This window comes from Rugosimonospora africana (assembly GCF_016862975.1).
In the GTDB taxonomy this organism is placed as follows: domain Bacteria; phylum Actinomycetota; class Actinomycetes; order Mycobacteriales; family Micromonosporaceae; genus Rugosimonospora; species Rugosimonospora africana.
On the sequence record NZ_BONZ01000064.1, the window covers coordinates 1 to 22,757 of the forward strand.

Sequence of the window (22,757 nt, forward strand, 5' to 3'; positions counted from 1 at the left end):
GGGGCGCCGCGGTCAAGCGGCCGGGGAACTTCGCAGGCAGGGCTCGCAGGACTCCTGGATACCGGTGTTGTATCCAGGAGTCCGAGAACGCAGCCGGTCGGCGGCTGGACCCGCCGCAGGCCGGCGAACGATCGGCGGGACAGGGCCGCACCGGGGCGGCCCGAAGATCGGACAGTCGGGCAGGTACCGTCCTTCGCGACGAAAAGCCGGCGCCGACCCCGAACCCCGGCCCGAGCCTCCCGTGGGCCCGGCGGAGACGGGCCCGGCCCGGCTGTGACCAGGACGAGCGAGGGGGCACTTCCGACAATTCCGGATTGATGGCAAGAGTCCGTATTGCGGCGCCAGCCGCACCGACACCTTTCCGAACTCGGAAAATGGCCTCTGACCAGCAGTATTCCGCGCGATAAGGGAGACTGGCCCCGCTCTTCGTAGCTTGTTCGTGAGGTGACACCAACGTACGCTCAGGAATAATCCTGACGATTGCCTGGAGACACAGCGTTACACCTCGGTACCACTCGGTTGACATTTCAGAGCGGCTACAACGCGGATGGTCCTGGTACCGGCCGCGTTTCGGGAAGGACGTAAATGATCTTCATGGAGCTCGGCCAGGTGGTGTTGGACCGAACGACACACGCCGCGGACGTGCTCGCCGTTGTGACGGGCAAGCTCGCACCAACCCCGGGGCCGACCGAAATCAACACCAACGGAGTCGTCTCGTTCTTCGCCAGCAAGATTGCACCGATCCTGCTGGCGGCGCTCGGCATCGTTTTCATCGGTCGGGCCAGCCGGGGAGAGGTGTCCAAGGTACTGACCAGCTCGGCGATCGCGATCATCGGCCTCGCGTTCATCGCGGGCGCGGTGTCGCTCTTCTTCGTCGGGGACTACCTGATCAACCTGGCGTTCAAGTAGGCCACACATGCGCTTGCGCACGGACGACGACATCTATCGGGCCCGTCTGGTCTACCTGGGCCCGCCCGGATACACGTTGCCGTTCCAGCTGCCGTACGCCCAGTACGGGCTGTTCGTGCTCCTGGTTCCCCTGTTCATGTTCGTGCACTATCTGTTCACGCTGCACTTCGACCTGTTTCCGGCCTGGGAGATCGCGCTGGCCATGGTGGCCACGTCGTACATTTTCCGGCATGTGGATCCGGATCGACCGGCGCGAATGGTTATCCGTACCGCGCTGACCGACTGGCGCAGCACTCGTGAGCCGTCCGTGGAAAAGCGCGAGGCCCGGCTCGTCGCGTCCCGGGTACGCATCAGCGAATCCATCATTGGTAGGGACGCGCCATGACCAGCGAAGAGCGGCCGGTTGACCGCGACACCTCGTCCCTCGGCGCCGCCGGTGGCCGCGTGACCCACATCCCGCATGCCCGCCAACCTGAGGACGGCTCGCTTCCGCCCCGGGTCGACGTCGAGGACGAGGCTCCGGACGTACAGATGGTGCGTGGCTCGGTGGCGGTATTCCAGTCGCCCCGGGCCGTCCGGCAACCGTCCCAGCCGCCGGCCCCGGCCGACTCGACCGGCGTCCCGGCTGCCAGCAATGGCAACCGGCCACCGGCCCGGCCGGACATCGAGTCACCGTTCCTCGAACTCTTCGGGGCGAACGCGCGACGGGCCCTCGGGACCACGGTGGACGGCACGGTCGTACCGCCGCAACCGCACCCGGAACCGCAGCCGCACTTTGAGTCACAGCCGCACGTGGAGCCGCAGCCGTACGTGGAACCGCAACCGGCCCCGGTGCGGCCGGACGACCGGACGGCCGACGGCACGGCGGGGCCTGTCTCGGGATACCCCGAGGACCGGCCGCGCCGGCCGACCGTACCCCGGGAGGCCAACGGCCACCCTGCCAATACCCGCCCGGATGCCCGGCAGGCGTTCGGTACGCCACCGGCCGTCCGGCAGCCCGTCGTCACCGAGCCCGCCGTCCGGCAGCCGGCCAGCACAGAGCCGGCCGTACGGCAGCCGAGCACCAACGAACCCGCCGTCCGCCGGCAGCCCACCAAGCAACCCGCCAGGCGCTCCGCCGGCAAGCAGCCCGCCACCCGCAAGCCGGCTCGCCCGGAGAAGCCGGTACGGCGGCCGGCCCAGCCCAAGCAGAAGGACCGCAGCCCGGCTCAGGAACTGGCCATCAGCGAGGTCGCCGGGCACCTGACGTTCACTCCGAACAGCGTCACCGCCTGGTACTCGCTGCCCGAGGTCCGCTGGGCGTTCCGGCCGGACGCCGAGCGCGAGGCGCTGCTCTCGGCGATCGCCGAACAGTTCGCCGGCCTGGCCGGGTTCCGGCTCCACCTGCGCCGGACAACCCGGCCGTTCCCGGCGGACGAGTGGGCACGGACCGTCGACCTGAACACCCCGCAGCCGCTGCCGTCCATCCCCGGCGCACCCTCCTGGTCCGACCATCTCGTGGCCGCGCAGCACCACCTGCTCGCGGTCAACCACGCCGAGGGCCAGACCTTCCTCGGTGTCACGTTCACCAGGCGTTCGCTCGGCGACACGTTCACCGAACGGATCCGCCGGGTGTTCGGCCGTGGTGTGGGCGACGCCGAGCGGCGCCGGATGGCCCGCACGGTCGAGCAGTTCGACGAGGTGCTGGGCGCCTTCGGCATGCGCGGGCGGCGGGTCACCTCCACCGAGTTGGAGTGGTTGCTGTTCCGCTCGGTCGCGCTGTGCATGTCCCCGCCGACCGCGCTCTCGCCGGTGTCCTCCGGCGAATGGCACCAGGGCGACCTGCTCGCCATGACCGAGCAGATCGAGCGGTACCGGACCCCGTACGGCTCGACGGTGAAGCTGGTGAACCGGCTGACCGGCGAGGAGCGGCACGTCGCCGTACTGGCGGTCGGCCGGATGGAGCCGCTGGAGATTCCCGAGCGCCACGAGCCGTGGCTGCACTTCCATGAGCGGCTGCCCTGGCCGATGGAGATTTCGTCCAGAGTGGACGTTCTCGGGCCCAACGACTCGTTCCGCAACCTCGAGCACCGGCTGCGAATGATCCGCTCACAACAGGCGGACTACGCCGAGCACGGCATGGACGCACCGCCCGAACTGGAGCGGCTCGCCCAGCGAGCGCTGCACATCGGCGACGACATGACGACCGGGCTGCCGACCGACGCCTCGCGGGTGCACGGCTGGCACCGGATCGCGGTGTCCGGCCGCACCCGCGACGAGTGCCTGGAGCGGGCACGCCGGCTCATCCAGATGTACGCCCGGGAGCTTCGGGTCGCGCTGCAGCACCCCAAGCAGCAGGAGTGGCTGGCCCGCGAGTTCATTCCCGGCGAGCCGATCGCGAACACCGGGTACCTGCGCCGGATGCCGGTCAAGCTGCTGGCGGCGGCGCTTCCCCAGGCGGCGTCCACTGTGGGCGACCGCCGGGGCGATCTGATCGGCCGTACCGCCGGCACGTCGCGCCGACCGGTCTTCCTGGACCTGCACTTCCCGATGGAGATCCGGGAGCGCTCCGGGCTCGCGGTGTTCGTCGCCGAGCCCGGCGGTGGCAAGTCCACGCTCATGGGTGCGCTCGGCTACCTGGCCGCCCGGCGTGGGGTACGGGTCACGCTGCTCGACCCGTCCGGCCCGCTGGCCAGGCTGGCGGCGATGCCGGAACTGGCGCCGTACTCGCGGGTACTCAACCTGACCGGTTCGGAACAGGGCACCCTCGCCCCGTACGCGCTGATCCCGACGCCGGAACGGGCGCACTTCACCGACGATCCGGCCGGGGAGCGCGAGTACGAGATCGCGGTCTCCAACGCCCGGGCCGAGCGCCGCATGCTGGTACAGGACATCTGCTCGATGCTGGTACCGCCGCAGGTCGCCCGGGAGGCAGCCACCGCGACCCTGCTGCGGCACGCGGTCCGCGAGGTACCGGCCGAGGAATCGTCCACGTTGGACGACGTCGTCGCGTGCCTGGCCGCACTGGGCAATCCCGAGGCCGGCGAACTCGCTCACCTGTTGATGGACACCGCGGAGATGCCGCTGGCGTTGCTGTTCTTTGGTTCACCGCCGCCGTCGCTGCTCGGCGCGGACGCCGCGCTCACCATCATCACGATGGCCGGGCTGCGGTTGCCGGACCTGAAGATCGAGCGGGAGTACTGGTCGGCCGAGGAGGCACTCGCGCTGCCGATGCTGCACACCGCACATCGACTCGCGGTACGGCGCTGCTACGGCGGCTCGATGTCCAGCCGGAAGCTGGTGGGTCTGGACGAGGCGCACTTCATGGAGGGCTGGCGGTCGGGCCGGTCGTTCCTGGTGCGGCTGGCGAGAGACTCCCGGAAGTGGAACATCGCGGGCCTGGTCGCGTCCCAGAACCCCAAGGACATCCTGGGGCTGGACGTGCAGAACCTGGTGTCCACGGTCTTCGTCGGGCGGATCGCGGAGGACCCGGAGGTGGCCGCGGAGGCGCTGCGCCTGTTGCGGGTACCGACCGACGTCGGGTACGAACAGACGCTGGCGACTCTGTCCACTGTGGATACTTCATCGTCGTCGCGGCTCGGGTTCCGTGAGTTCGTGATGCGCGACGTGGATGGGCGGGTGCAGAAGGTGCGGGTGGACGTGTCCTACGTACCGGATCTACTGACGTACCTGGACACGACGCCGGCAGCGGCACCGGTCACTCATGCGGACGTTCCCTCTCCTGACTTCCTTACCGAGTCGGAGGCGTGATGCCCACCCCTCGTACCGGGTCGCCCGTGGCCCGGTCGTACGGCCATCGACTGGTGGCCGCGGTCGCTGCGGTGTTCTTCGCGGCGACCGGAGTGCTGTTCTGGCCGTCCGCACCGGCCTCGGCGGCGCCACCCTCGCTCGGGGATCAGTGTTCGGTTCAGGACTGGCAGAACCCGACGCAGTGGGACACCTGCGTGGGGAAGCTGACGGACCTGACGGCGGACGAGGCGCAGTGCGTGGAGGCGCCGACGCCGGAGGCGCCGGACTCGGGCATGGCTGGCTGGTTCGCCACTCGCCCGAACTCCGCGCCGAGCGACGCCGACGGGATGTTCACCAACTACGGCTACGCGGGCTACGACTACTCGACGTACGACAGCGGCTGCGTCAACATCGTTCGAAATCCGGACAGCGAGTTCGAGAACACCGTCGCCAACGGCGAGTTCATGTTCGCTACCGGGGTTATCGGTGCCTCCGACGCGCTGCGCGACAAGGCGTGGGATCCGCAGAGCCTCTGGGGCTGGGCCGACACCCTCGTGACCAAGGCCACCAAGGCCGTCTACACCAGCGTCTTCACGGTGTTTGGCGGGATCACCCTCGCCGTGGTTGGCCTCTACCTGCTGTGGCGGTCCCGCCAGTCGGACATGAACAACGCGATGACGACGGCGGGCTGGGCCATTCTCGTCATGGTCGCGGTGACCGCGATCGCGCGGTGGCCGGTGAGCTCCGCTCACCTGGCGGATCAGAGCCTGGTCTCCGGCCTCTCGACCGTGCATTCTGCCGTGGGGCCACCGACCCACGACACCCCCTCGTCGATATGCGGGGCGTTGCCGGACACCGAGCAGTGCAAGGACCACCGGCCGCCGTCTCAGCGGGCGAGCGATGTAGCTGTGACGAACCTGCTCTACCGCAACTGGCTGCGCGGGGAACTTGGCTCGGCCGACAGCACGACCGCCAAGAAGTACGGCTTCATCCTGTACGACTCCAAGTCGCTGACCTGGGGCGAGGCTCAGAGCATCAAGAATGACCCGTCCGGCAAGATCCGCCAGCAGATCATCAGCGAAAAACAGGTGCGTTGGGAGAAGGTCGCCAGGCAGATCAAGACTGAAGACCCCGACGCGTACCAGTACCTGCAGGGCAACAAGGGGATGGATCGGGTCGGTGCCGGCTTCATCGCGATCCTCTCGGCAGTCTTCTTCGCGATGTTCGACATCGTCGCGTCGGTCCTCGTGCTGCTCGGTTTCCTCATCTTCCGGTGGGCGGTGATCGCCGCGCCCGTCCTCGGCACGGTCGGCATGCTCCGCCCAGCCAGCACCGGGATACGTCGACTCGCCAATGCCGTGGTGGCCGCGATCTTCAACATCATCATCTTCGGAACCGGCGCCGCGATCTATCTGTTCGCGGTCGACTTGATCATGGGTACCGCCACGCTGCCCGCCTGGCTCCAGGTCGTCCTGGTCTGGCTCTGCGGCATCGTGGGCTGGCTGCTCCTACGCCCGTACCGGCGGATCACCCAACTCGGCGGTGGCCGGGACGCGACGGGGCAGGTCGCCGCGGCGGGCAGCTGGCACCGCACCTTCTTCCGCGATCTTCGCCAGGCCGCGACCCTCGGGATCGCGGCTCCGGCGGTCGAGTCGGCGGTGGAGCGGCGGCGCCGGGACGTCACGGTGGCGACTACGCTCCGGCCGGAGGCCCGGCACGAGGATCCGGTGGAGGCGCGCGGCTCGGGCGGGCGTCCCGACGACCGTCGCTCGCCCGGCAAGGCAGTGCCCAGCCGGTCGCCCCAGTGGAAGGCTCCGGACCGGAACGAGGGCGAGCCGGCATACGCCGTCTACCGGCCGGACAGCGCCGGCCCGCGGACGGCCGACCCCGTACAGCGACCCGAGTCCGCGCCGATCCGGGGGTGAGTCATCGTGCGCCACATCCTGCGGCTTCTCGGCTCCCGGTACGGGGTGGCGTTCTCGCTCGTTGTCCTCATCGCGCTCATCGTCGGTGTCGCCAAGGTGGTCGGAGACGCCCCGCCCACCGTCGGCTCGGGCCGGGTAGGAATCGCCACTCCCACCGCGACAACCTCTGAGCAGGACGATGACGGCATCGGCTCACCGCCGTCGCCGCCGCTCCCGTCCACCAGCCCCGGCGCGGCCGACCCGCAGACCGTCGCGCTGAGCTTCACCCAGGCATGGCTGCACCACACCGGGGTGACCTCGCAGCAGTGGACCGACGGGATCGCACCGTACTCGACCCCGGTACTCAAGGCCGAACTCGACGGCGCCGATCCGGGGACGGTGCAGGCCAGCGCGGTGAAGGGCGACCCGTCCGTCGTCAACCGCTCGGAGTCGTTCGTACAGATCGTCGTCCCACTCGACTCCGGCACCCTGACTCTGGGGCTGTCCGCGACGAACGGCCGCTGGCTGGTGGACGCCGTCGACTGGGCACGACCATGAGGCTGCGGCGGCGTTTCATCGTCCTCATCGCGGTAACCGTGGTCGGCGCGATCGTCTGTTGTGGTGGCAGTGCGGCGGCCTTCTTCCTCGGTGGCTTCGGTGTCATGCAATCGGACACAGCATCGGCCGCGCTCGCCTGCGGTTCGAACACCGCGCTGGATCCGGGTGGCAACCTGCCGTCCATCGAATCGCTCAGCGACGCGCAGATCCACAACGCCGCGGTAATCATCAGCGTCGGCCAGCAGATGAACGTGCCACCGCGAGGCTGGATCATCGCGATCGCGACCGCGTTGCAGGAGTCGGCGCTGAAGAACCTGCCCAATCTGGGCGCCCGCAACGACCACGACTCGCTCGGCCTGTTCCAGCAGCGGCCGAGCACGGGGTGGGGGACCCCGGAACAGATCATGGATCCGGCGTACGCGTCGAAGAAGTTCTACGCCAAGTTGATCGAGATCCCAAACTGGCAACAATTGCCGCTGACCGTGGCCGCGCAGAAGGTGCAGCGCAGTGCCTATCCGGACGCGTACGCCAAACACGAGCCGCTTGCCACTGCGGTGGTCAACAAGCTCGCGAACGACGCCGGGCGAGCGGTCGGCAACCTGACCAGCAGGCGCTGTACCCAGCCGGGCGAAATCGCCGCATCCGGCTGGACGGTACCGGTCAAGGGACACATCACCTCCGGGTTCCGGACACCCAGTCGGCCGACCCACAACGGCGTCGACATCGCCGCCATTCCGGGAACCGACATCCACGCCGCGGCCGACGGCGTCGTCACCGTGGTCCGTTGCCAGGCAACGCTGGCCGACGGCAGCTACTACGGCTGCGCCAAGGACGGCGGGTTGTTCGTGAAGGGCTGCGGCTGGTACGTGGAGATCCTGCACGCCGGGAACATCATCACCCGGTACTGCCATCAGCAGCACAAGCCTTTCGTGGCGGTCGGTCAGCGGGTCAGCGCGGGCGACGTCATCGGCCAGGTGGGCGACACCGGCAACTCCACCGGTCCGCACTGCCACTTCGAAGTTCACATCAACGGCGACAACAGCGCGGCGGGCGCGATCGACCCGGTACCGTTCATGAACGAGCAGGGCGCGCCGCTGGGAGACTAGGCATGACGGACGACTGGATTCCGAAGCAGCCCAGGACCCTCACGCCGGTCCCTGCCGCGGGGCGCACCGACCTGCGCGGCAAGCGGGTCCTGGTCGGTCAGCCGGGCCTGGGCTGGCGTGGCGACCTGCGGGCAGACGCGGCCGTGATCCAGGGCAGTCGCACCTACATACCGGTGCTGACAGAGCAGGAGTGGTACCGCGCCGAGGTGGAACAGGTGGAGACGTTCGCGCCGCTGGTACCGGTCGATCGGGTGTGGGTGGAGGTCCTCGGCGAGAGCGAGCCGGAGGACAGTGCCCGCTGGAAGGACCTGTTCAACCGGCTGGTGTCACTCGACGCGCCGCCTCGGCGGCAGCCGATCTCGGCACGGGTGATGACGTCGGTGACCGGTCGGCGGGTGGTACGCGTCAGCCCGACCGGCGAGCAGCGCGATCTCCGGGCGGTCACCGAGCCGTACCAGAACGCGACCAGCGACATCTGCGTGCGGGTGAGCACGGAGCTGGACTGGTACCGCTGGGGCTGGACGGGCCAGACGCCCAGATCCATGGAGGTGCCGGTCTACCTGCTCTGGATCGAGTAGCCGTCAGCTGACCTGATGGGCACCGCAGGCACGCCACCCGTCCTGCCGCTTCGCGGTGAAGTCCCAGTTCTCGACTCGCCGCAACTGCTCACCGTTCGCGCTGGCCAAGAGCACGATCACGACGGCAACGTGCGCGGTGTCGCCGCTGCGCGACACCTCCCGCACGGTGTCCAGGTTGACGTAGACCGTGAAGTTGTTGGCTTTCGACCGTGCGTCGAGGTCATCCCGGAACTTCTTGACCTCGACGAGGCCACTCTGGTCCGCGCAGGCGAACTTCGCCGCACGTACGTCGTCATGCCGGCCAAGGTAGGCCGACCCATACTGACGAACCGCCAATACCGGGGTGGTGCGGTCCGGGGCAGTCGCCTTGTCGTACCAGACGTACGCCACCAGTGAACCGCTCGCGCACAACGCCGCCAGTACCCCCGCCAGCACCGCGAAGATGAGCCGCCAGTTCCTCTTGCGCCGCGGCTTGCGCCCCCCAGACGGCGACAACGGACCCATCGGAGGGAGAGGGCCCGGCGGGGACGAGCCCGGCGGCACGCCCGGAACCGGCCATCCCGGCGCCGGCTGATCGGGCATCGGCGCCCCGTCCGGACGTGGCGCCTCGACCGGCCGCTGGACCGGTACCACGTGACCGGTCTCTACCGGATTGTCCCGCGGCGGTGGCGAATCCACTCGTCGAGCGTAGCGGATCGTCCGGTTTGCCGGCGCGTTCGTCGGCCCACTTCACTGGCGCCCGTACCCTCGCGGATTTGTCAGGTCGAGCGTATCGACGGGACACGCCGCGGGTACCCGGGCCCTGCACAGCCAAGCTGGGATACCTTCATGCCCGAGGAGGTGAGCACGGTGGCGAGGCTGCGGACAAGCATCGAACGCGCCGCCGCCCTGCACCGTCAGGCCACGGCCGCCGCCGATGCCGCCGAGCGCGACCTCGACCGGCAGTGCCCCGAGAAAGTCGACGCCGACGCGGCGCAGCGCGGCATCGTCGCGGATCTCGCATCCGCGGCCGCCCGACTCGTCCCGGGCTGGCTCGGCGCTCCACTCGACGTGGCACCACCGGCCGTACCCGGTGCCGGCGCGCAGCGGCCGACCCATGTGCGGATTGGCGTCGCCCGGCCGCTCGACGACGCCGAGTTCCCGGTGATCGTGCCGACCGGCGGTCACCTCGCGATCGACGCCGAACCCGCCGACGATCGGGCGATCGGCCTGCTTCGCAGCGTCCTGCTGCGGCTGGTGGCCGCCCATCCGGCCGGGACTGTGCGGGTGCGTGCGATCGACCGGTCAGGTACCGCGCTCGTCGCGTTTCAGGCGCTCATTCCGGCCGGTCTGATGCGCGAACCGGCGATCAACGACGTCGGGCTTCGGGCCGTGCTGAGCGAGGCGGAGCAGTGGGTACGGCAGCCAAGCCGCCGGTACGCGCTGCTCCTGGTCATCGCGTCCCTGCCCGGTTCGGTCGACGATTCCGACCTGGCCCGGATCGCCGCCCTGGCGGAGCAGGCTCCCGGTACCGGTCTGCAGCTGATCGTCGCCGGATGGCCGGCCGGGGCGCCGCCGCTGCCGTACCGCACCCTGGTCTCGCTGCGCCGCCGGTACCCGCTAGTCACCGATCCGCCCGGGGGCAGCTTCGGGGCCAGCGGCTCACTCGACGTGCCGGTCGTACCCGACCCCGACCCGCCAGCGGCGATCGTGCGCTCGGTGTGCGAGCGGATCGCGGCGCACACCGAGTCGGGCGGCCCGGCGCTGACCGAGCTGCTGCCCGATCAGCTCTGGCAGGAAAGTTCCGCCGACGGACTCGCGGTGATCATCGGACGGGCCGGCGGCAACCCGCTCACCCTTCGACTGTCTGACCTCACTCCACATTGGATGGTCGGTGGCCGGGAAAAGTCCGGGAAGACAACGTTCATCGTCAACGTCCTCTACGGACTGTCCACTCGGTACGGCCCCGACCAGCTCACCCTGTACCTGCTTGATTTCTCCGGCGGTGCCGGGTTCGAGGAGTTCGTGCCGACCGGCGGTGAGCCGAGTTGGCTGCCGCATGCGCGGGCGGTCTGCGTCGAGGCCGACCGGGACTACGGCAGGGCGGTGTTGCGTGAACTCGAGACCGAGCTGGCCGACCGGGCCGGCCGCTGCGAGGACGCCGGGGTCGACCGGTTCGCGGACCTGCGCAAGGGGACCGAGCTGCCCCGGATCGTCTGCGTGATCGACGAGTTCCCGGCGCTCCTGCGAGGCAACGACGCGCTCGCCCGGGAGTGTTTCGCGCTGGTGGAGTCGCTGGTGCGCAGGGGGCGCAGCTACGGGATCCATCTGGTCCTGGCCAGTGAGAGCGCCCGGACCGTGGAGTCGCTGTACGCGAAGCGGGACGCCGGCGCCGGCCAGTTCCCGGTGCGGATCGCCCTGCCCGGCGGCTCGGATGCCCTCGACCCGCTCAATCAGGCGGCGGACCAGCTCGGGCTCGGTGAGGCGATCGTCAACACGGCCGGTGGACTCGGCGGGCCGGCCGGCGCGTCGCGGGCGCACGAGCGGCGGGTGGAGTTCCCCGACCCGTACGCGGAGCCCGAGATACCGGCGACCGTGCGCTACAAACTCTGGGAGAAGCGGCCCGACGACCGATCGCCCTGGGTGTTCCGCGCCGGAACCCGCGCGCAGCTGCCGGCCGTACTGCCCGTGACCACGGTCAGAAGCGTGTACCTCGGCCGGCGGATAGACGTCCCGCTGTCCCTGGCGGACTTTCCGCTCGAGGACACGCCGGGCCGGCACCTCGCGGTCCTGGGGCCGAGCGAACTCGGCGCCGACCTGCTCGACGCCGCCGCCCGCTCGCTCGCCGCGCAGCACCGGCCGGGCACCGCGCACTTCGTCATCGCCCCGTTCGTCGCCGCCGTCGAGCCGCTGACCAGCCGACTCACGGCCGACCTCACCGAGGCTGGGCACCAGGTGACTGTCAGCACCTCCCCGCAGTGCCCGGAGCGGGACGGGTACCTGTTCGGATTCGGGCTGGACAGTGCGCCCGGACAGGCCGTGCCGGACCTACCCGACGTCCTGCGGAACGGGCCGAAACGCGGGATTCACGTGTTCGGCTGGTGGCGCGGGCTGCGCCGGTTCGCCGAGGACACCGGCGGGCAGGCAGCCCCCGCGGACGTCGCCGGGCTGGCACTGCTCAACGTGCCGGCCGCGGACGCCGCGGTGCTGCTCGGTGACCCCAACCTCGGCTGGCAGCCCCGGCCGAACCGGGCCTTGCTGCACGACCGGGACACCGGCCGAACCGAGGTCATCATCCCGTTCGCGCAACCGGGGCGGCCGGCATGAGCGACTGGGACGACTACCTGGCCGCGACGCAGCGGTTGGATGCGGTACGCAGAGGGGCCGCGTCAGCGACGGATGCGGGAACCGCGACGGCACAAGCGGCCCGAGAGGACCTGGCGACGGTACGGCAACGTCTCGACCAGCAGCGGGTCCTTCTGCTGGCCCTTGCCGGGACGTCCGGCCTCGCGCTGTCCGCCGATGTCCTGAGCGATCCCGAGGCGGCGCCCGGATCGGGATCCGTGACGGCGGCCGGGCCCGGAGTCAGGGCCGGCTCCGCAGCCGACGGTGGGGTCGGAGCCGTGACGGCGGCCGGCGCGGACACGGTGCCCGACGCGGCGACCACCGGTACCGATGCCGGAGCCGCCGCGAGCGTGCGGGCGCTGCGCGCCGCGAACGCCGACCTCGACGCGGCCGACGCGATCCTGTCCGGGCTCGATCGCCCGGGTCTTGCCGGAAACCGACCCCCGGTACGGCGCAACGCCCTGGTCTACGGCTCCTTCGCGGTGGTGGTACTGGCCGTCCAGCTCACCCTCTTCGGAACCCTCGAAGACACGGTCGTGTCGATGGTCGCGACCGCCGCCGGGGCGGTCCTGCCGCTCGTCGGGTTCGGGCTCTCCTGGCTGCTCATCGGACTGCTCTTCGCCGGCCCTCGGTGGCGGCCCGGTCGGCTTGCCGGCAAGCCCCGGGTGCTGCTCGGCGCCTCTCGGGTGATCCGCCACGTTCCGGTCCGGGCCCTGCGGGAACCCGGCCGGGTTCTGCGCGCCCGGGCCCTGGGCGGTCCTCGCGCCGGGGCCGATCACCAGACCCCAGCCGATCGCCAGGCCCCAGGCGCCGGCACCGACGTTCCCGGCCTCGAACCCGGCGTCTCCAACCTTGCTAACGGCGCCGGCGCCGGCGACCCGGGCGCCGGTGATCCAGGCGCCGTCCGTCCTGGCGTCGCCGATCCCGCGTCGGTCGGTGCCGTCCGTGACCGAGCCGATCCCGGGCCGGTCGCGGGCGCCGTCCCGGACCGGGTCGATCTCGGGCCGGTCGTGGGCGGATCCGCCTCGGGTCGGGTCGACCGAACCCCGCTGCTGGGCGCCGCGATCAGCCTCGCGCCGGTCATCGTGCTCTGCGCCGGGCTCGGCACGGCCGCCCTGCTGCGCTGAGCCGCCCCGGTCTTGCTGAGCCGTCTCGGTATCGCTGCCGTCCCGGTATCGCTGAGCCCTCCCCGGTATCGCTAAGCCGTCCCGGCATTCAGGACGGCGCCGTCCGCTTTGCCGGAAATTATCCACAGCTCTCGATGAGGCGTTGCCGAGCCCGTCCGCACCCGCGTCTCATGGACGCATCCGTCGAACCGAGGGGGCGACCGTGGAGTTCAGCGTCAACAGCACCGCACTGACCGGTCTGGTGGAGATGTTGGACCGTCGTTGGCAGGACTACGAGTCCGGGCGGAGCTACCTCAAGGGCAATGCCCACTTCTCCGTCTTCAACGTCGGGGTTCTCAATGCGATCCACGGCACCCATCAGCGGATCGTGGACGAGATCGACGCGTTCCTGGCGGCGGCGGCCGAGGGTTTCGCCGGTCCCTGCTCGACCGCCGTCGTCGAGGCCAACTCGCTCTACGTGCACAGCGACCGGGCCGCGGCGGCCCGCACCGATGCCGCCATGCCGGCACCGAGCGTCGACCAGCAGTGCCCGACCGCTCCGTTCGGCGCGTCCGGGTCGACGGCCGGCGCGCGGGCCGACTCGACCCTCGGGCCCCAGGTCTTCGCCGACCCGGTGTGCCCCAGCGCGCGGTATCGGCAGCCGCCGGATCACCGGGCCGACCACCCCTACCGGTTCAGTTTCTTCGACACGTTCAGCCCGACGAGCTGGGGTCGGGAGGCGATCTGGAAGGTCACCGGGCTCGCCGCCAAGTTCGGCGTGCTGGATCGTCCCTACGACGTGCTCGCGGAGGCGGTCGAGCCACTGTGCGGCGACTGGGCCGGGTTCCTGACCTGCGCGGACGTATACGACAACATCGCCGGCGCGATCGACGACACCGTCCGTTGCGTCACCACGGGCGGGCACACGATCGATCGGGTATGGACCGGCAACGCCGCGGAGACCTGCGCCCAGAGCTTGGGCAGGTTCACCGTCGAGTTGAACGCCGCGATCGGTCCCCTGCACCAGACCGCCACCACCTACCGCCAGGTCGCCGAGGGCGTATACCTGCAGGCTGAGGCGGTGGCATCGATCCTGACCCTGGTGCTGGACAACATGATCGAGAAGGCGCTCGAGCCGGTGACCGGCGGTGCCATCGAGCCGTTCGAGGTGGTCACGGAGGTCTCAGACCTCGTGCGGGTGGCGGAGAAGATCCGCGAGGTCGTCAGGCTCGTCAGCAAGGCACGGGAGATGGCCACCGCGACGATGGACTCGGCCGACAGCGGGCTCAGCGGGTTCGGGCTGCTGACCAATCGCCACCCGGTGCCTGCTCTCGTGCCCTCGGTGCCGACCCTGCCGTTCCGAAGCTCTGCCCGAGCCGAGTGAGTGCGCGGCATGTGAATGCGCGAAATGCGGCGACGATCGTCGGAGGCGTCCGCTGCGCAGACAGTCCGGGCCGCTACCGGATGATGAGGCTCATCGCCTCGGCGCGAGACTTCGCGTCGTCCTGGAAGAGCCCGCGCACGGCCGAGGTGACCGTTCGAGAGCCGACCTTGTGGATGCCGCGCATCGCCATGCACATGTGCTCACATTCGAGGACCACGATCACGCCGCGCGGCTCCAACCGCTCGCTCAGCAGGTCGGCGATCTGGACCGTGAGCCGTTCCTGCACCTGAGGCCGGCGGGCGAACACGTCGACCAGCCGGCCCAGCTTGGACAGACCGGTGATCCTCCCGTCCACCCCGGGGATGTATCCGATGTGGGCGACGCCGTGGAAGGGCAGCAGATGATGCTCGCACAGGCTGAACACCTCGATGTCCCTGACCAGCACCAGCTCTTCGTGATCCGCCTCGAACGAGGTCGCGAGCACCTGGCCGGGGTCCACCCGGAGTCCGGCGAAAAGTTCGGCGTAGGCGTGCGCCACCCTGGTCGGAGTACGTACGAGGCCGTCGCGATCGGGGTCCTCGCCGATGGCGATCAGGATCTCCCGCACGGCGGCCTCGATGCGCTTGAGGTCGACGGCCTGTTCCAGCGGCCGGCCACCCAGCCGCCCGCTGATCAGGCGGGCGGCCAGGTAGTCCAGTTCGTCGCTGGGGTCGTCCGGTTCGGTTGCCGAATCGACGTCCGGGCCGGTCAGTGGTTGCCGTCCGCGCCCGAGCCGCCGACCCGCGCCTCCGCACCGTCGGCCTCCGCCTGCGCCTTGAGCCGGTCCTTCTCCGACGGCGTGAGCACCGGCGGCAGGTCGGAGGGCTGGCGCTTGCCGAAGCCGTTGTACGGCGCCATCGGCGGCCGCTTGACGACTCGGGCAGCGATCCGGGCCATGTCCGCCTGGGAGATTGTCTCCTTCTCGATCAGCTCCAGCACGAGGTTGTCGAGCACGTCGCGGTACTCGACCAGGATCTCCCACGCCTCGTCGTGAGCCAGCTCGATCAGCGTCCGCACCTCGCCGTCGATCTCGGCGGCGATCGCGTCGGAGTAGTCGCGCTGGTGGCCCATCGTCCGGCCCAGGAACGGCTCGTTGTCGTTCTGGCCGTACTTGACCGCGCCAAGCTTGGAACTCATGCCGTACTCGGTGATCATCGCGCGGGCGATCGCGGTCGCCTTCTCGATGTCGTTGCCGGCACCCGTGGTCGGCTCGTGGAAGACCAGTTCCTCGGCCGCCCGGCCACCCAGCGCGTACGCGAGGGTGTCGACCATCTCGGCGCGGGTCTGGGTGTACTTGTCCTCGGTCGGCAGCACCAGGGTGTGCCCGAGCGAGCGGCCACGCGGAAGGATGGTCACCTTGTGTACCGGCGCCGAGTGGGGCAGCGCCCAGGCGACCAGGGCATGGCCACCCTCGTGGTACGCGGTGATCTTCTTTTCGTTGTCGCTCATCGCGCGGGTACGTCGCTCGGGGCCGGCGATGACCCGGTCAATCGACTCCTCGAGGAAGTCGTTGCTGATCGCCCGTTTGTCGTTGCGTGCGGTCAGCAGCGCCGCCTCATTGATCACGTTGGCCAGGTCGGCACCGGTGAAGCCCGGCGTGCGCCGCGCCACCGCGTCGAGGTCGACGTCGGGCGTGAACGGCTTGCCCTTGGCGTGCACCCGGAGGATCGCCTTGCGGCCCTCCATGTCCGGCGTGTCCACCGCGATCTGCCGGTCGAACCGGCCCGGCCGCAGCAGCGCCGGGTCCAGGATGTCGGGCCGGTTGGTCGCCGCGATCAGGATCACGCCACCCTTGGTGTCGAAGCCGTCCATCTCGACCAGCAACTGGTTGAGCGTCTGCTCGCGCTCGTCGTGCCCGCCGCCCAGGCCGGCGCCACGGTGCCGGCCGACCGCGTCGATCTCGTCGACGAAGACGATCGCCGGCGCGTTCGCCTTGGCCTGCTCGAACAGGTCACGCACCCGGGAGGCACCGACACCGACGAACATCTCGACGAAGTCGGAGCCGGAGATCGAGTAGAACGGCACCCCCGCCTCGCCGGCGACCGCGCGGGCCAACAGCGTCTTACCGGTACCGGGCGGGCCGAACAGCAGGACGCCCTTCGGGATCTTGGCACCGAGAGCCTGGTACTTGCCGGGGTTCTGGAGGAAGTCCTTGATCTCATGCAGCTCTTCGACCGCCTCGTCCGCGCCCGCCACGTCGGCGAACGTGGTCTTCGGGGTGTCCTTGGCGACGAGTTTCGCCTTGGACTTGCCGAAGTTGAGGACTCGCGAGCCACCGCCCTGCATCTGCGACATGAACAGCAGCAGGAGGATCACCAGGACCGCGATCGGAAGCAGGTTGACCAGAACGCTCAGCAGGACGCTGTCCTTGCTGACCTTCGTGTCGAAGCTGTCGATCTTCTTCTGCGACTTCGCCTGATTGACATCGTTGTAGATCTCATTCATGACGAGCGCGGGGAATTGCGCCTGGATCTTGTCCGTGGACGTGTTGTTGAAGTTTTCCTTGTGCCGCAGATCAAGATCGACGGTCTGCTCCTTGTCCTCGATGAGGACCTTGGAGACGTTGCCGCTACCGATCTGGCTGACGACATCCGAAGTGCTGACCTTGGTGTAGGACGCTCCGCCGCTAAAGAGCGTGCTCAGGGCGATCGCACCAATGATCACGAGGACCAGCCAGACCCACGGCCGGCGGAAGAAACGGGTTCTTTCCATGGTGTTGTCGAGCGCTGTGCGCCCAGCCCCTCCAGATCATGAGACCGCTGCCTACCGGGGCTATGGGAGACCGGCCGGACCGTGCCCGGTTTTTCCCGGAACACGCAGCCGATCCGGAACCTTCCGCCTCGGTTATTCGACGGTACACCGTGGCTCGGACCGTTGGGCTACGGCATCCGGCACTGAGCCCGCAATGGCGACAAAACGGAATATCTTATGCGGCGAATCTCAGCCTGATCTCAGGCTCGGGCGTACACCGAGGGCTTCAGCACGCCGACGTAGGGCAGTTCCCGGTACCGCTCGGCGAAGTCCAGCCCATACCCGACCACAAACTCGTTCGGAATGTCGAATCCGACGTACTTGACCGGAATATTCACTTTGATGGCATCCGGCTTGCGCAGCAGCGCCACCACCTCCACCGAGGCGGCCGACCGGCTGGCCAGGTACTTCAGCAGCCAGGAGAGAGTCAGGCCGGAGTCCACGATGTCCTCGACCACGATCACGTGCCGCCCGGCGATGTCCCGGTCCAGGTCCTTGAGGATGCGCACGACACCCGACGAGGTGGACCGCTGCCCGTACGAGGAGACGGCCATGAACTCCATCTCGACCGAGCGGCCGTTGCGCCCCATCGCCCGCGCGAAGTCGGCCATGAACATGACAGCGCCCTTGAGTACGCCCACCAGCAGGACGCCGTCGACCCGCCGGTAGTCCTCGGCGACCTGCTTCGCCAACTCCACCGTCTTGTCGCGGATCTGTTCCTCAGAAACGATCACACGGTCGATGTCCGCGTCGTACGAGCTGCCCTGGTCCATGCCCACAGCCTGCCGCATGACGATCAGCGCGGGACGGCCGGGTACGCCTTTCCACTCCGCGTGTCGGCACGTACTCGGAGATCACCGACTCAAAGATCACGGCCGCGCGGGCCCCGTGCACAGCGGGGCCCGCGCGGCCTCCCCGGCCGAGACCGGGTAGCCCATCCGGGAAGTCGGGTGAGCGGGTGAGCGGGTGTGGACAGTGGCCGGCCGGGGGAAACCGCGACCGGCCGGACTCCCTGAGACCCGGGCGCCCGGCGCCGGGTCAGCCCTCCCGCGGCGAACGGCGGAAGCCGCCATCGGAGGGCCGCCAGTCGGCGTAGTCCCGACTGTCCGCGGTCCACCGTAACGCGCCTGCGATGGCCAGCAAGATGACAAGAGCGAGCAGAAACAGTTCCATGACGGCGGTACACCTCTCCATGAGTGGCGTTGCTTGCTACCGCCGGTGCGCACCGGACTGAGTCGAATCTCCGCCATCGGCACCCCGGTCACGAGAGCCAACCGCGAAGAACTGGTACTAATATGCAGCCCCGCAGCCGGGGCCGTCAGTGGCAGAAAAGCCACTTGGCATCAATTTGCTGCCACCGGCGTGTTATCCTCATGGATATGATCGACAAGGTCGCGATGGTGGCTCTCGACCAGGTTGCGCCGTTCGAGGTGGGCGTGATCTGTGAGGTCTTCGGCACGGACCGGACCGTGGACGGGTTCCCCGGATACAAGTTCGACGTCTGCACCGTCGACGGCGGCCCGGTGACCACCAAGTCGGGTTACCAGATCATGCCGAGCGCGGACCTCACACCGCTCGCCGACGCGGACCTGATCGCGGTTCCCGCGCACTCGCTGAACACCAGGGCCCCGGAGCCGATGATCGAGGCGCTGCGCGCGGCGGCCGACCGGGGCGCCCGGGTGCTGAGCGTGTGCTCCGGCGCGTTCCTGCTCGGCGAGGCAGGGCTGCTCGACGGACACCGGTGCACCACCCACTGGCAGTACGCCGAGGAACTGAGCCGGCGCTTCCCGGCCGCGATCGTCGAACTCAACTCCCTGTACGTCGACGACGGGCAGGTGCTGACGAGCGCGGGCACCGCCGCCGGGATCGACCTCTGCCTGCACCTCGTCCGCAGCGTGCACGGCTCCGAGGTGGCCACCAAGCTAGCCCGGCGGATGGTCGTCCCACCGCACCGCGACGGCGGCCAGGCGCAGTACGTGGAGGCGCCGCTGCCCAAGGCGCCCGACTGCGCCACCCTCCAGCCACTGCTCACCTGGTTGTTGACCCACCTCGACGAGCCGGTCGACGTGGAGTCGCTGGCACGCCGGGCACACATGGCGCCGCGGACCTTCGCCCGCCGTTTCCGCGCGGAGACTGGCACCACGCCGCACGACTGGGTGACCGGTCAGCGCATCCTGCTGGCCCGGCGGCTGCTGGAGGAGACCGATCTCGGGGTCGACGCGGTCGCCACCCGTGCCGGCTTCGGCGACGCGGCGATGCTGCGGCACCACTTCAGCCGTCGGATCGGCGCGACGCCGCACGCCTACCGGTCCACCTTCCGGGACCGGGCCGCAGCCGTTCAGTAGGCCCTGCCCTGCCAATCATCTGCCGGCCTGCGGCGGGTCCAGCCGCCGACCGGCTGCGTTCTCGGATGTCTGGATACAACACCGGTATCCAGACATCCTGCGAGCCCCGCCTGCGAAGTTCCCCGGCCGCTTGACCGCGGCGCCTCGCCAGCCAACCCCGGACCGCTTGACCGCGGCGCCTCGCCAGCCAACCCCGGACCGCTGGCGGTCCGATGTCCCTCGCCGCAGCTGGCGGTCCGATGTCCCTCGCCGCAGCTGGCGGTCCGATGTCCCTCGGCGCCGCTGGCGGCCGGAGGACGGATCGACGTCTGGACCTCGCCTCGGCTCGACAAGATCGACAGGACAGGGCCTGGCCCGATCAGTACCCGACGGCGCAGCCGTCCGCGCGGGGCTCCGAGCCGGCCACGTAACCGCCCCCGGGCATCCGCCAGATCGCCTGCCCGTACCCGTACACGCTCGAATCCTCGACAGTGACCTGGTGCCCGCGCCGGCGCAGCGCGTCCGCGTCGACACCGGGCTCCACCCGGACGTTCCGCCCGGCGTGCCAGTACCAGCGGGGCGCGTCCAGCGCGGCCTGTGGATCCAGCCCATCGTCCACAGTAGACATGATCACCTGAACGTGTCCCTGCGGCTGCATGTGGCCACCCATCACGCCGAACGGGCCGACCGGCTGCCCGTTGCGGGTGAGGAACCCCGGGATGATGGTGTGGAACGGCCGCTTCCCGGGAGCCACCACATTGGGATGCCCCGGCGCCAACGCGAACCCGGCGCCCCGGTTCTGGAGTCCGAACCCGGTGCCCGGCGCGACCACGTACGAGCCGAACCCCATGTAGTTGGACTGGATCAGGCTGACCATCATGCCGTCCGAGTCGGCCGCGCAGAGATACACCGTGCCGCCCTTGGCCGGGTCGCCCGGACCCGGATCGCCGGCCGTGTCGCCGATCAGCTGGCGGCGGGCCCGTGCATACTCCGGGTCGAGCATCCCGTCCAGCGGCACCGGCCCGGCGGCCGGGTCGGCCACGTAGGCGTGCGCGTCGGCGAAGGCCAGCTTCATCGCCTCGATCTGCCAGTGGGTGCGCTGCTCGGCACTCGCCGAGGCCACGTCCAGGCCGTCCAGGATGTTCAGCGCCATCAGCGCGGCCACGCCCTGGCCGTTGGGCGGCAACTCCCAGACGTCGTACCCGCGGTAGCTCGCGCGGATCGGCTCCACCCAGTCCGAGGCGTGCTTCGCCAGGTCATCGGCAGTCAACAGCCCACCGGTCTGAGCCGCGAACCCGGCCAGCTCGCTCGCGATCGAGCCCCGGTAGAAGTCTTCCGACCCGGACTCCGCGATGAGCCGGAGCGTCCGCGCCGCGTCCGGGTTGCGCCACATCTCGCCGGGCTCGGGTGCGCGGCCGTCGATGGTGAACACCCGGCCCCACTCGGCGTACTCCGGCCCGGAGAACGTGCGCCACTGCTGGATCGCGCGAGCCCAGCTCTGCGCCACCGTCCGGGACACCGGGTATCCGCCCGCCGCGTACCCGATCGCGTCCGTGAACAGGTCTTCGAACGGCAGCGCCCCGAACCGGGCGTGCAGGTCCCGCCAGCCGCCCGGCGCGCCGGGTACGGTCACCGGCAGCCACCCGCGCAGCGGCATCGCCCGGTCCACCGTGCCCTGGGCGCCGCCCAATCCGCCGCCGGTCGGCGCCATCGCGGCGTCCCGGGCCCGGTCGAGGGTCAGCGCCGCCGGCGACCGGCCGGAAGCGTTGAGCCCGTGCAGCTGGGAGCCGTCCCAGACGATCGCGAAGAGGTCGCCGCCGATGTCGTTGGAGCCCGGCTGCACGACCGTCAGCGTGATGGCGGTCGCCAGCGCCGCGTCGACCGCGTTTCCGCCGCGACGGAGTGCGGCGAGTCCGGCGGCAGCGGCCAGCGGCTGGCTGGTGGCGACCGCGCCTCGGGGTGCGTACAGGGGCTTGCGGGTAAGGGTCGGTTCCGGCACGGGACCATTTCACTCGCCGACCCTCAAGATCCGCCAGGCGGATGCCGAAATGTTATGGAGGCGACGCCAACCGGCCGGCGCCGCGCCCGACCAGAATCCCCCCGGGCAGCGCCACCGGCCCCTGGCCGTGCCAGTTCATGACCAGGGCATCGAGCGCGTCGATGTGCGCGGCGGACAACGCCGCGCCGGGGACGCCCAGCCGGAGGGCGTACCCGCGCAGTACCCGGGTACGCACGGCCGACGGCAGCCCGGCCAGCGAGGGTACGTCCAGCGAACCGTCCGGATTGGCGGCGGCGGTGCCGGCCGAGGCGGCGAGCGCGTCCAGTGCCTCGACGTCGGCGGCGACCAACCGGGCGGTACGGGCGAGGTTGTCCACGATGTCCGGGCCGAGCGTGTCGACCAGTACCGGCATGGCCGCGCGTAGCCGCGAACGGGTGTACGCCGGGTCGGCGTTGTGCGGGTCCTCCCACGGCTTGAGTCCGAGATCGGCACAGGCTGCCCGGGTCTGCGCCCGGGACACGTCGAGGAACGGCCGGACGAAGGTCACGCCGTGCATGATCCGCCGCTGCGGCATGCCCGCGATCCCCCGTGGGCCGCCGCCCCTGGTCAGTGCCAGCAGTACCGTCTCCGCCTGGTCGTCCCGGGTGTGCCCGAGCAGGACGGCGGTCGCCGACACCCGGGCCGCCACCTCGGCCAGCGCCTGGTACCGGGCCGTCCGGGCGGCCGCCTCGGGACCGCCGGCTCGGCGCACCGTCACCTGCGCCACCACGGCCGGCGTCAGCCCGGCCCGGTCGCCCCACTCAGCGACCTCGGCCGCCCGCTCCGCCGAGCCGGGCTGTAGCCCATGATCGACGGTGACCAGACCGGCCCGCAGGCCGGCCCGTGGCGCGACGAACGCCAGCGCGGCGGCCAGCGCGAGCGAGTCCGAGCCACCCGAGCAGGCGGCAAGCACCAGGCCACCGGCTTCCCATCCGGCAAGCGATTCCCGGACGGCCAGCCGGCAGGCGGCCACCGCGGGCGGCAACGGGGCCATCAGCGAAAAACCG

Annotated in this window: 17 protein-coding genes; 11 read left to right on the top strand and 6 right to left on the bottom strand. The window is 70.1% G+C overall.

The window, feature by feature from the left end:
* The first annotated feature begins 585 nt into the window (after positions 1-585).
* The 7 genes from Raf01_RS31470 to Raf01_RS31500 are packed head-to-tail and all read left to right on the top strand — an operon-like array spanning position 586 to position 8,784.
* Positions 586-909 carry a hypothetical protein gene (locus Raf01_RS31470; RefSeq protein WP_308442676.1) on the top strand — a complete coding sequence of 108 codons (324 nt, stop codon included), beginning with the start codon at positions 586-588 and terminating at the stop codon, positions 907-909.
* Positions 910-916: 7 nt separating this feature from the next.
* Entirely contained in the window at positions 917-1,294 is a 378-nt protein-coding gene (locus Raf01_RS31475; RefSeq protein WP_203921703.1) for a hypothetical protein, read from the top strand.
* Positions 1,291-4,659 carry an ATP-binding protein gene (locus Raf01_RS31480; RefSeq protein WP_203921704.1) on the top strand — a complete coding sequence of 1,123 codons (3,369 nt, stop codon included), beginning with the start codon at positions 1,291-1,293 and terminating at the stop codon, positions 4,657-4,659. Before Raf01_RS31475 ends, Raf01_RS31480 begins: the two co-directional genes overlap by 4 nt.
* Entirely contained in the window at positions 4,659-6,563 is a 1,905-nt protein-coding gene (locus Raf01_RS31485; protein WP_239134083.1) for a DMT family transporter, read from the top strand. The genes Raf01_RS31480 and Raf01_RS31485 overlap by 1 nt, the downstream gene beginning before the upstream one ends.
* Positions 6,564-6,569: 6 nt before the next feature.
* On the top strand, positions 6,570-7,100 hold the full coding sequence (locus Raf01_RS31490; protein ID WP_203921705.1) for a hypothetical protein: 531 nt from the start codon (positions 6,570-6,572) through the stop codon (positions 7,098-7,100).
* Entirely contained in the window at positions 7,097-8,206 is a 1,110-nt protein-coding gene (locus tag Raf01_RS31495; protein WP_203921706.1) for a M23 family metallopeptidase, read from the top strand. Before Raf01_RS31490 ends, Raf01_RS31495 begins: the two co-directional genes overlap by 4 nt.
* A 2-nt stretch (positions 8,207-8,208) precedes the next feature.
* Complete coding sequence (locus tag Raf01_RS31500; protein ID WP_203921707.1) at positions 8,209-8,784, top strand: hypothetical protein; 576 nt, start codon at positions 8,209-8,211, stop codon at positions 8,782-8,784.
* A 3-nt stretch (positions 8,785-8,787) separates the two neighbouring features.
* On the opposite strand, the gene Raf01_RS31505 is transcribed toward Raf01_RS31500, so the two are convergent.
* Positions 8,788-9,279 (bottom strand): hypothetical protein, encoded by a 492-nt coding sequence (locus Raf01_RS31505; RefSeq protein WP_203921708.1) that lies wholly within the window; start codon positions 9,277-9,279, stop codon positions 8,788-8,790.
* A gap of 333 nt (positions 9,280-9,612) precedes the next feature.
* On the opposite strand from Raf01_RS31505, the gene Raf01_RS31510 reads away from it, so the two are divergent.
* From Raf01_RS31510 to Raf01_RS31520, 3 genes are all read left to right on the top strand, one after another.
* Positions 9,613-12,090: an FtsK/SpoIIIE domain-containing protein gene (locus Raf01_RS31510; RefSeq protein ID WP_203921709.1), complete on the top strand. Its 2,478-nt coding sequence runs from the start codon at positions 9,613-9,615 to the stop codon at positions 12,088-12,090.
* Complete coding sequence (locus Raf01_RS31515; protein ID WP_203921710.1) at positions 12,087-13,235, top strand: hypothetical protein; 1,149 nt, start codon at positions 12,087-12,089, stop codon at positions 13,233-13,235. The genes Raf01_RS31510 and Raf01_RS31515 overlap by 4 nt, the downstream gene beginning before the upstream one ends.
* 202 nt (positions 13,236-13,437) lie before the next feature.
* A complete protein-coding gene (locus Raf01_RS31520; RefSeq protein ID WP_203921711.1) occupies positions 13,438-14,598 on the top strand; it encodes a hypothetical protein in 1,161 nt (386 codons plus the stop codon).
* A gap of 73 nt (positions 14,599-14,671) precedes the next feature.
* Here Raf01_RS31520 and folE read toward each other — a convergent pair whose 3' ends face one another.
* From folE to hpt, 3 genes are all read right to left on the bottom strand, one after another.
* Positions 14,672-15,286, bottom strand: coding sequence for a GTP cyclohydrolase I FolE (gene folE, locus Raf01_RS31525; protein ID WP_203921789.1), 615 nt, complete (start codon positions 15,284-15,286; stop codon positions 14,672-14,674).
* Between the two features lie 59 nt (positions 15,287-15,345).
* Positions 15,346-17,349: an ATP-dependent zinc metalloprotease FtsH gene (ftsH, locus tag Raf01_RS31530; RefSeq protein ID WP_203921712.1), complete on the bottom strand. Its 2,004-nt coding sequence runs from the start codon at positions 17,347-17,349 to the stop codon at positions 15,346-15,348.
* A gap of 239 nt (positions 17,350-17,588) precedes the next feature.
* Positions 17,589-18,161: a hypoxanthine phosphoribosyltransferase gene (gene hpt, locus Raf01_RS31535; protein ID WP_203921790.1), complete on the bottom strand. Its 573-nt coding sequence runs from the start codon at positions 18,159-18,161 to the stop codon at positions 17,589-17,591.
* Positions 18,162-18,767: 606 nt separating this feature from the next.
* Between hpt and Raf01_RS31540 the strand changes: the two genes are divergently transcribed.
* The gene (locus Raf01_RS31540; protein ID WP_203921713.1) at positions 18,768-19,733 is read left to right on the top strand and encodes a GlxA family transcriptional regulator; all 966 of its coding nucleotides are present in this window, start codon (positions 18,768-18,770) and stop codon (positions 19,731-19,733) included.
* A 358-nt stretch (positions 19,734-20,091) separates the two neighbouring features.
* On the opposite strand, the gene Raf01_RS31545 is transcribed toward Raf01_RS31540, so the two are convergent.
* Both Raf01_RS31545 and tilS read right to left on the bottom strand, forming a co-directional pair.
* Positions 20,092-21,711, bottom strand: coding sequence for a gamma-glutamyltransferase family protein (locus Raf01_RS31545; RefSeq protein ID WP_203921714.1), 1,620 nt, complete (start codon positions 21,709-21,711; stop codon positions 20,092-20,094).
* Positions 21,712-21,763: 52 nt separating this feature from the next.
* Positions 21,764-22,744 carry a tRNA lysidine(34) synthetase TilS gene (tilS, locus tag Raf01_RS31550; protein ID WP_203921715.1) on the bottom strand — a complete coding sequence of 327 codons (981 nt, stop codon included), beginning with the start codon at positions 22,742-22,744 and terminating at the stop codon, positions 21,764-21,766.
* Between the last annotated feature and the right edge of the window lie 13 nt (positions 22,745-22,757).

Coding starts and splice junctions, on each gene's coding strand:
- tilS (WP_203921715.1), bottom strand. CDS start 22,744: ATGGCCCCGTTGCCGCCCGCGGTGGCCGCCTGCCGGCTGGCCGTCCGG.
- ftsH (WP_203921712.1), bottom strand. CDS start 17,349: ATGGAAAGAACCCGTTTCTTCCGCCGGCCGTGGGTCTGGCTGGTCCTC.
- Raf01_RS31480 (WP_203921704.1), top strand. CDS start 1,291: ATGACCAGCGAAGAGCGGCCGGTTGACCGCGACACCTCGTCCCTCGGC.
- Raf01_RS31500 (WP_203921707.1), top strand. CDS start 8,209: ATGACGGACGACTGGATTCCGAAGCAGCCCAGGACCCTCACGCCGGTC.
- Raf01_RS31515 (WP_203921710.1), top strand. CDS start 12,087: ATGAGCGACTGGGACGACTACCTGGCCGCGACGCAGCGGTTGGATGCG.
- Raf01_RS31495 (WP_203921706.1), top strand. CDS start 7,097: ATGAGGCTGCGGCGGCGTTTCATCGTCCTCATCGCGGTAACCGTGGTC.
- Raf01_RS31485 (WP_239134083.1), top strand. CDS start 4,659: ATGCCCACCCCTCGTACCGGGTCGCCCGTGGCCCGGTCGTACGGCCAT.
- hpt (WP_203921790.1), bottom strand. CDS start 18,161: ATGGACCAGGGCAGCTCGTACGACGCGGACATCGACCGTGTGATCGTT.
- Raf01_RS31510 (WP_203921709.1), top strand. CDS start 9,613: ATGCCCGAGGAGGTGAGCACGGTGGCGAGGCTGCGGACAAGCATCGAA.
- Raf01_RS31540 (WP_203921713.1), top strand. CDS start 18,768: ATGATCGACAAGGTCGCGATGGTGGCTCTCGACCAGGTTGCGCCGTTC.
- Raf01_RS31475 (WP_203921703.1), top strand. CDS start 917: ATGCGCTTGCGCACGGACGACGACATCTATCGGGCCCGTCTGGTCTAC.
- Raf01_RS31470 (WP_308442676.1), top strand. CDS start 586: ATGATCTTCATGGAGCTCGGCCAGGTGGTGTTGGACCGAACGACACAC.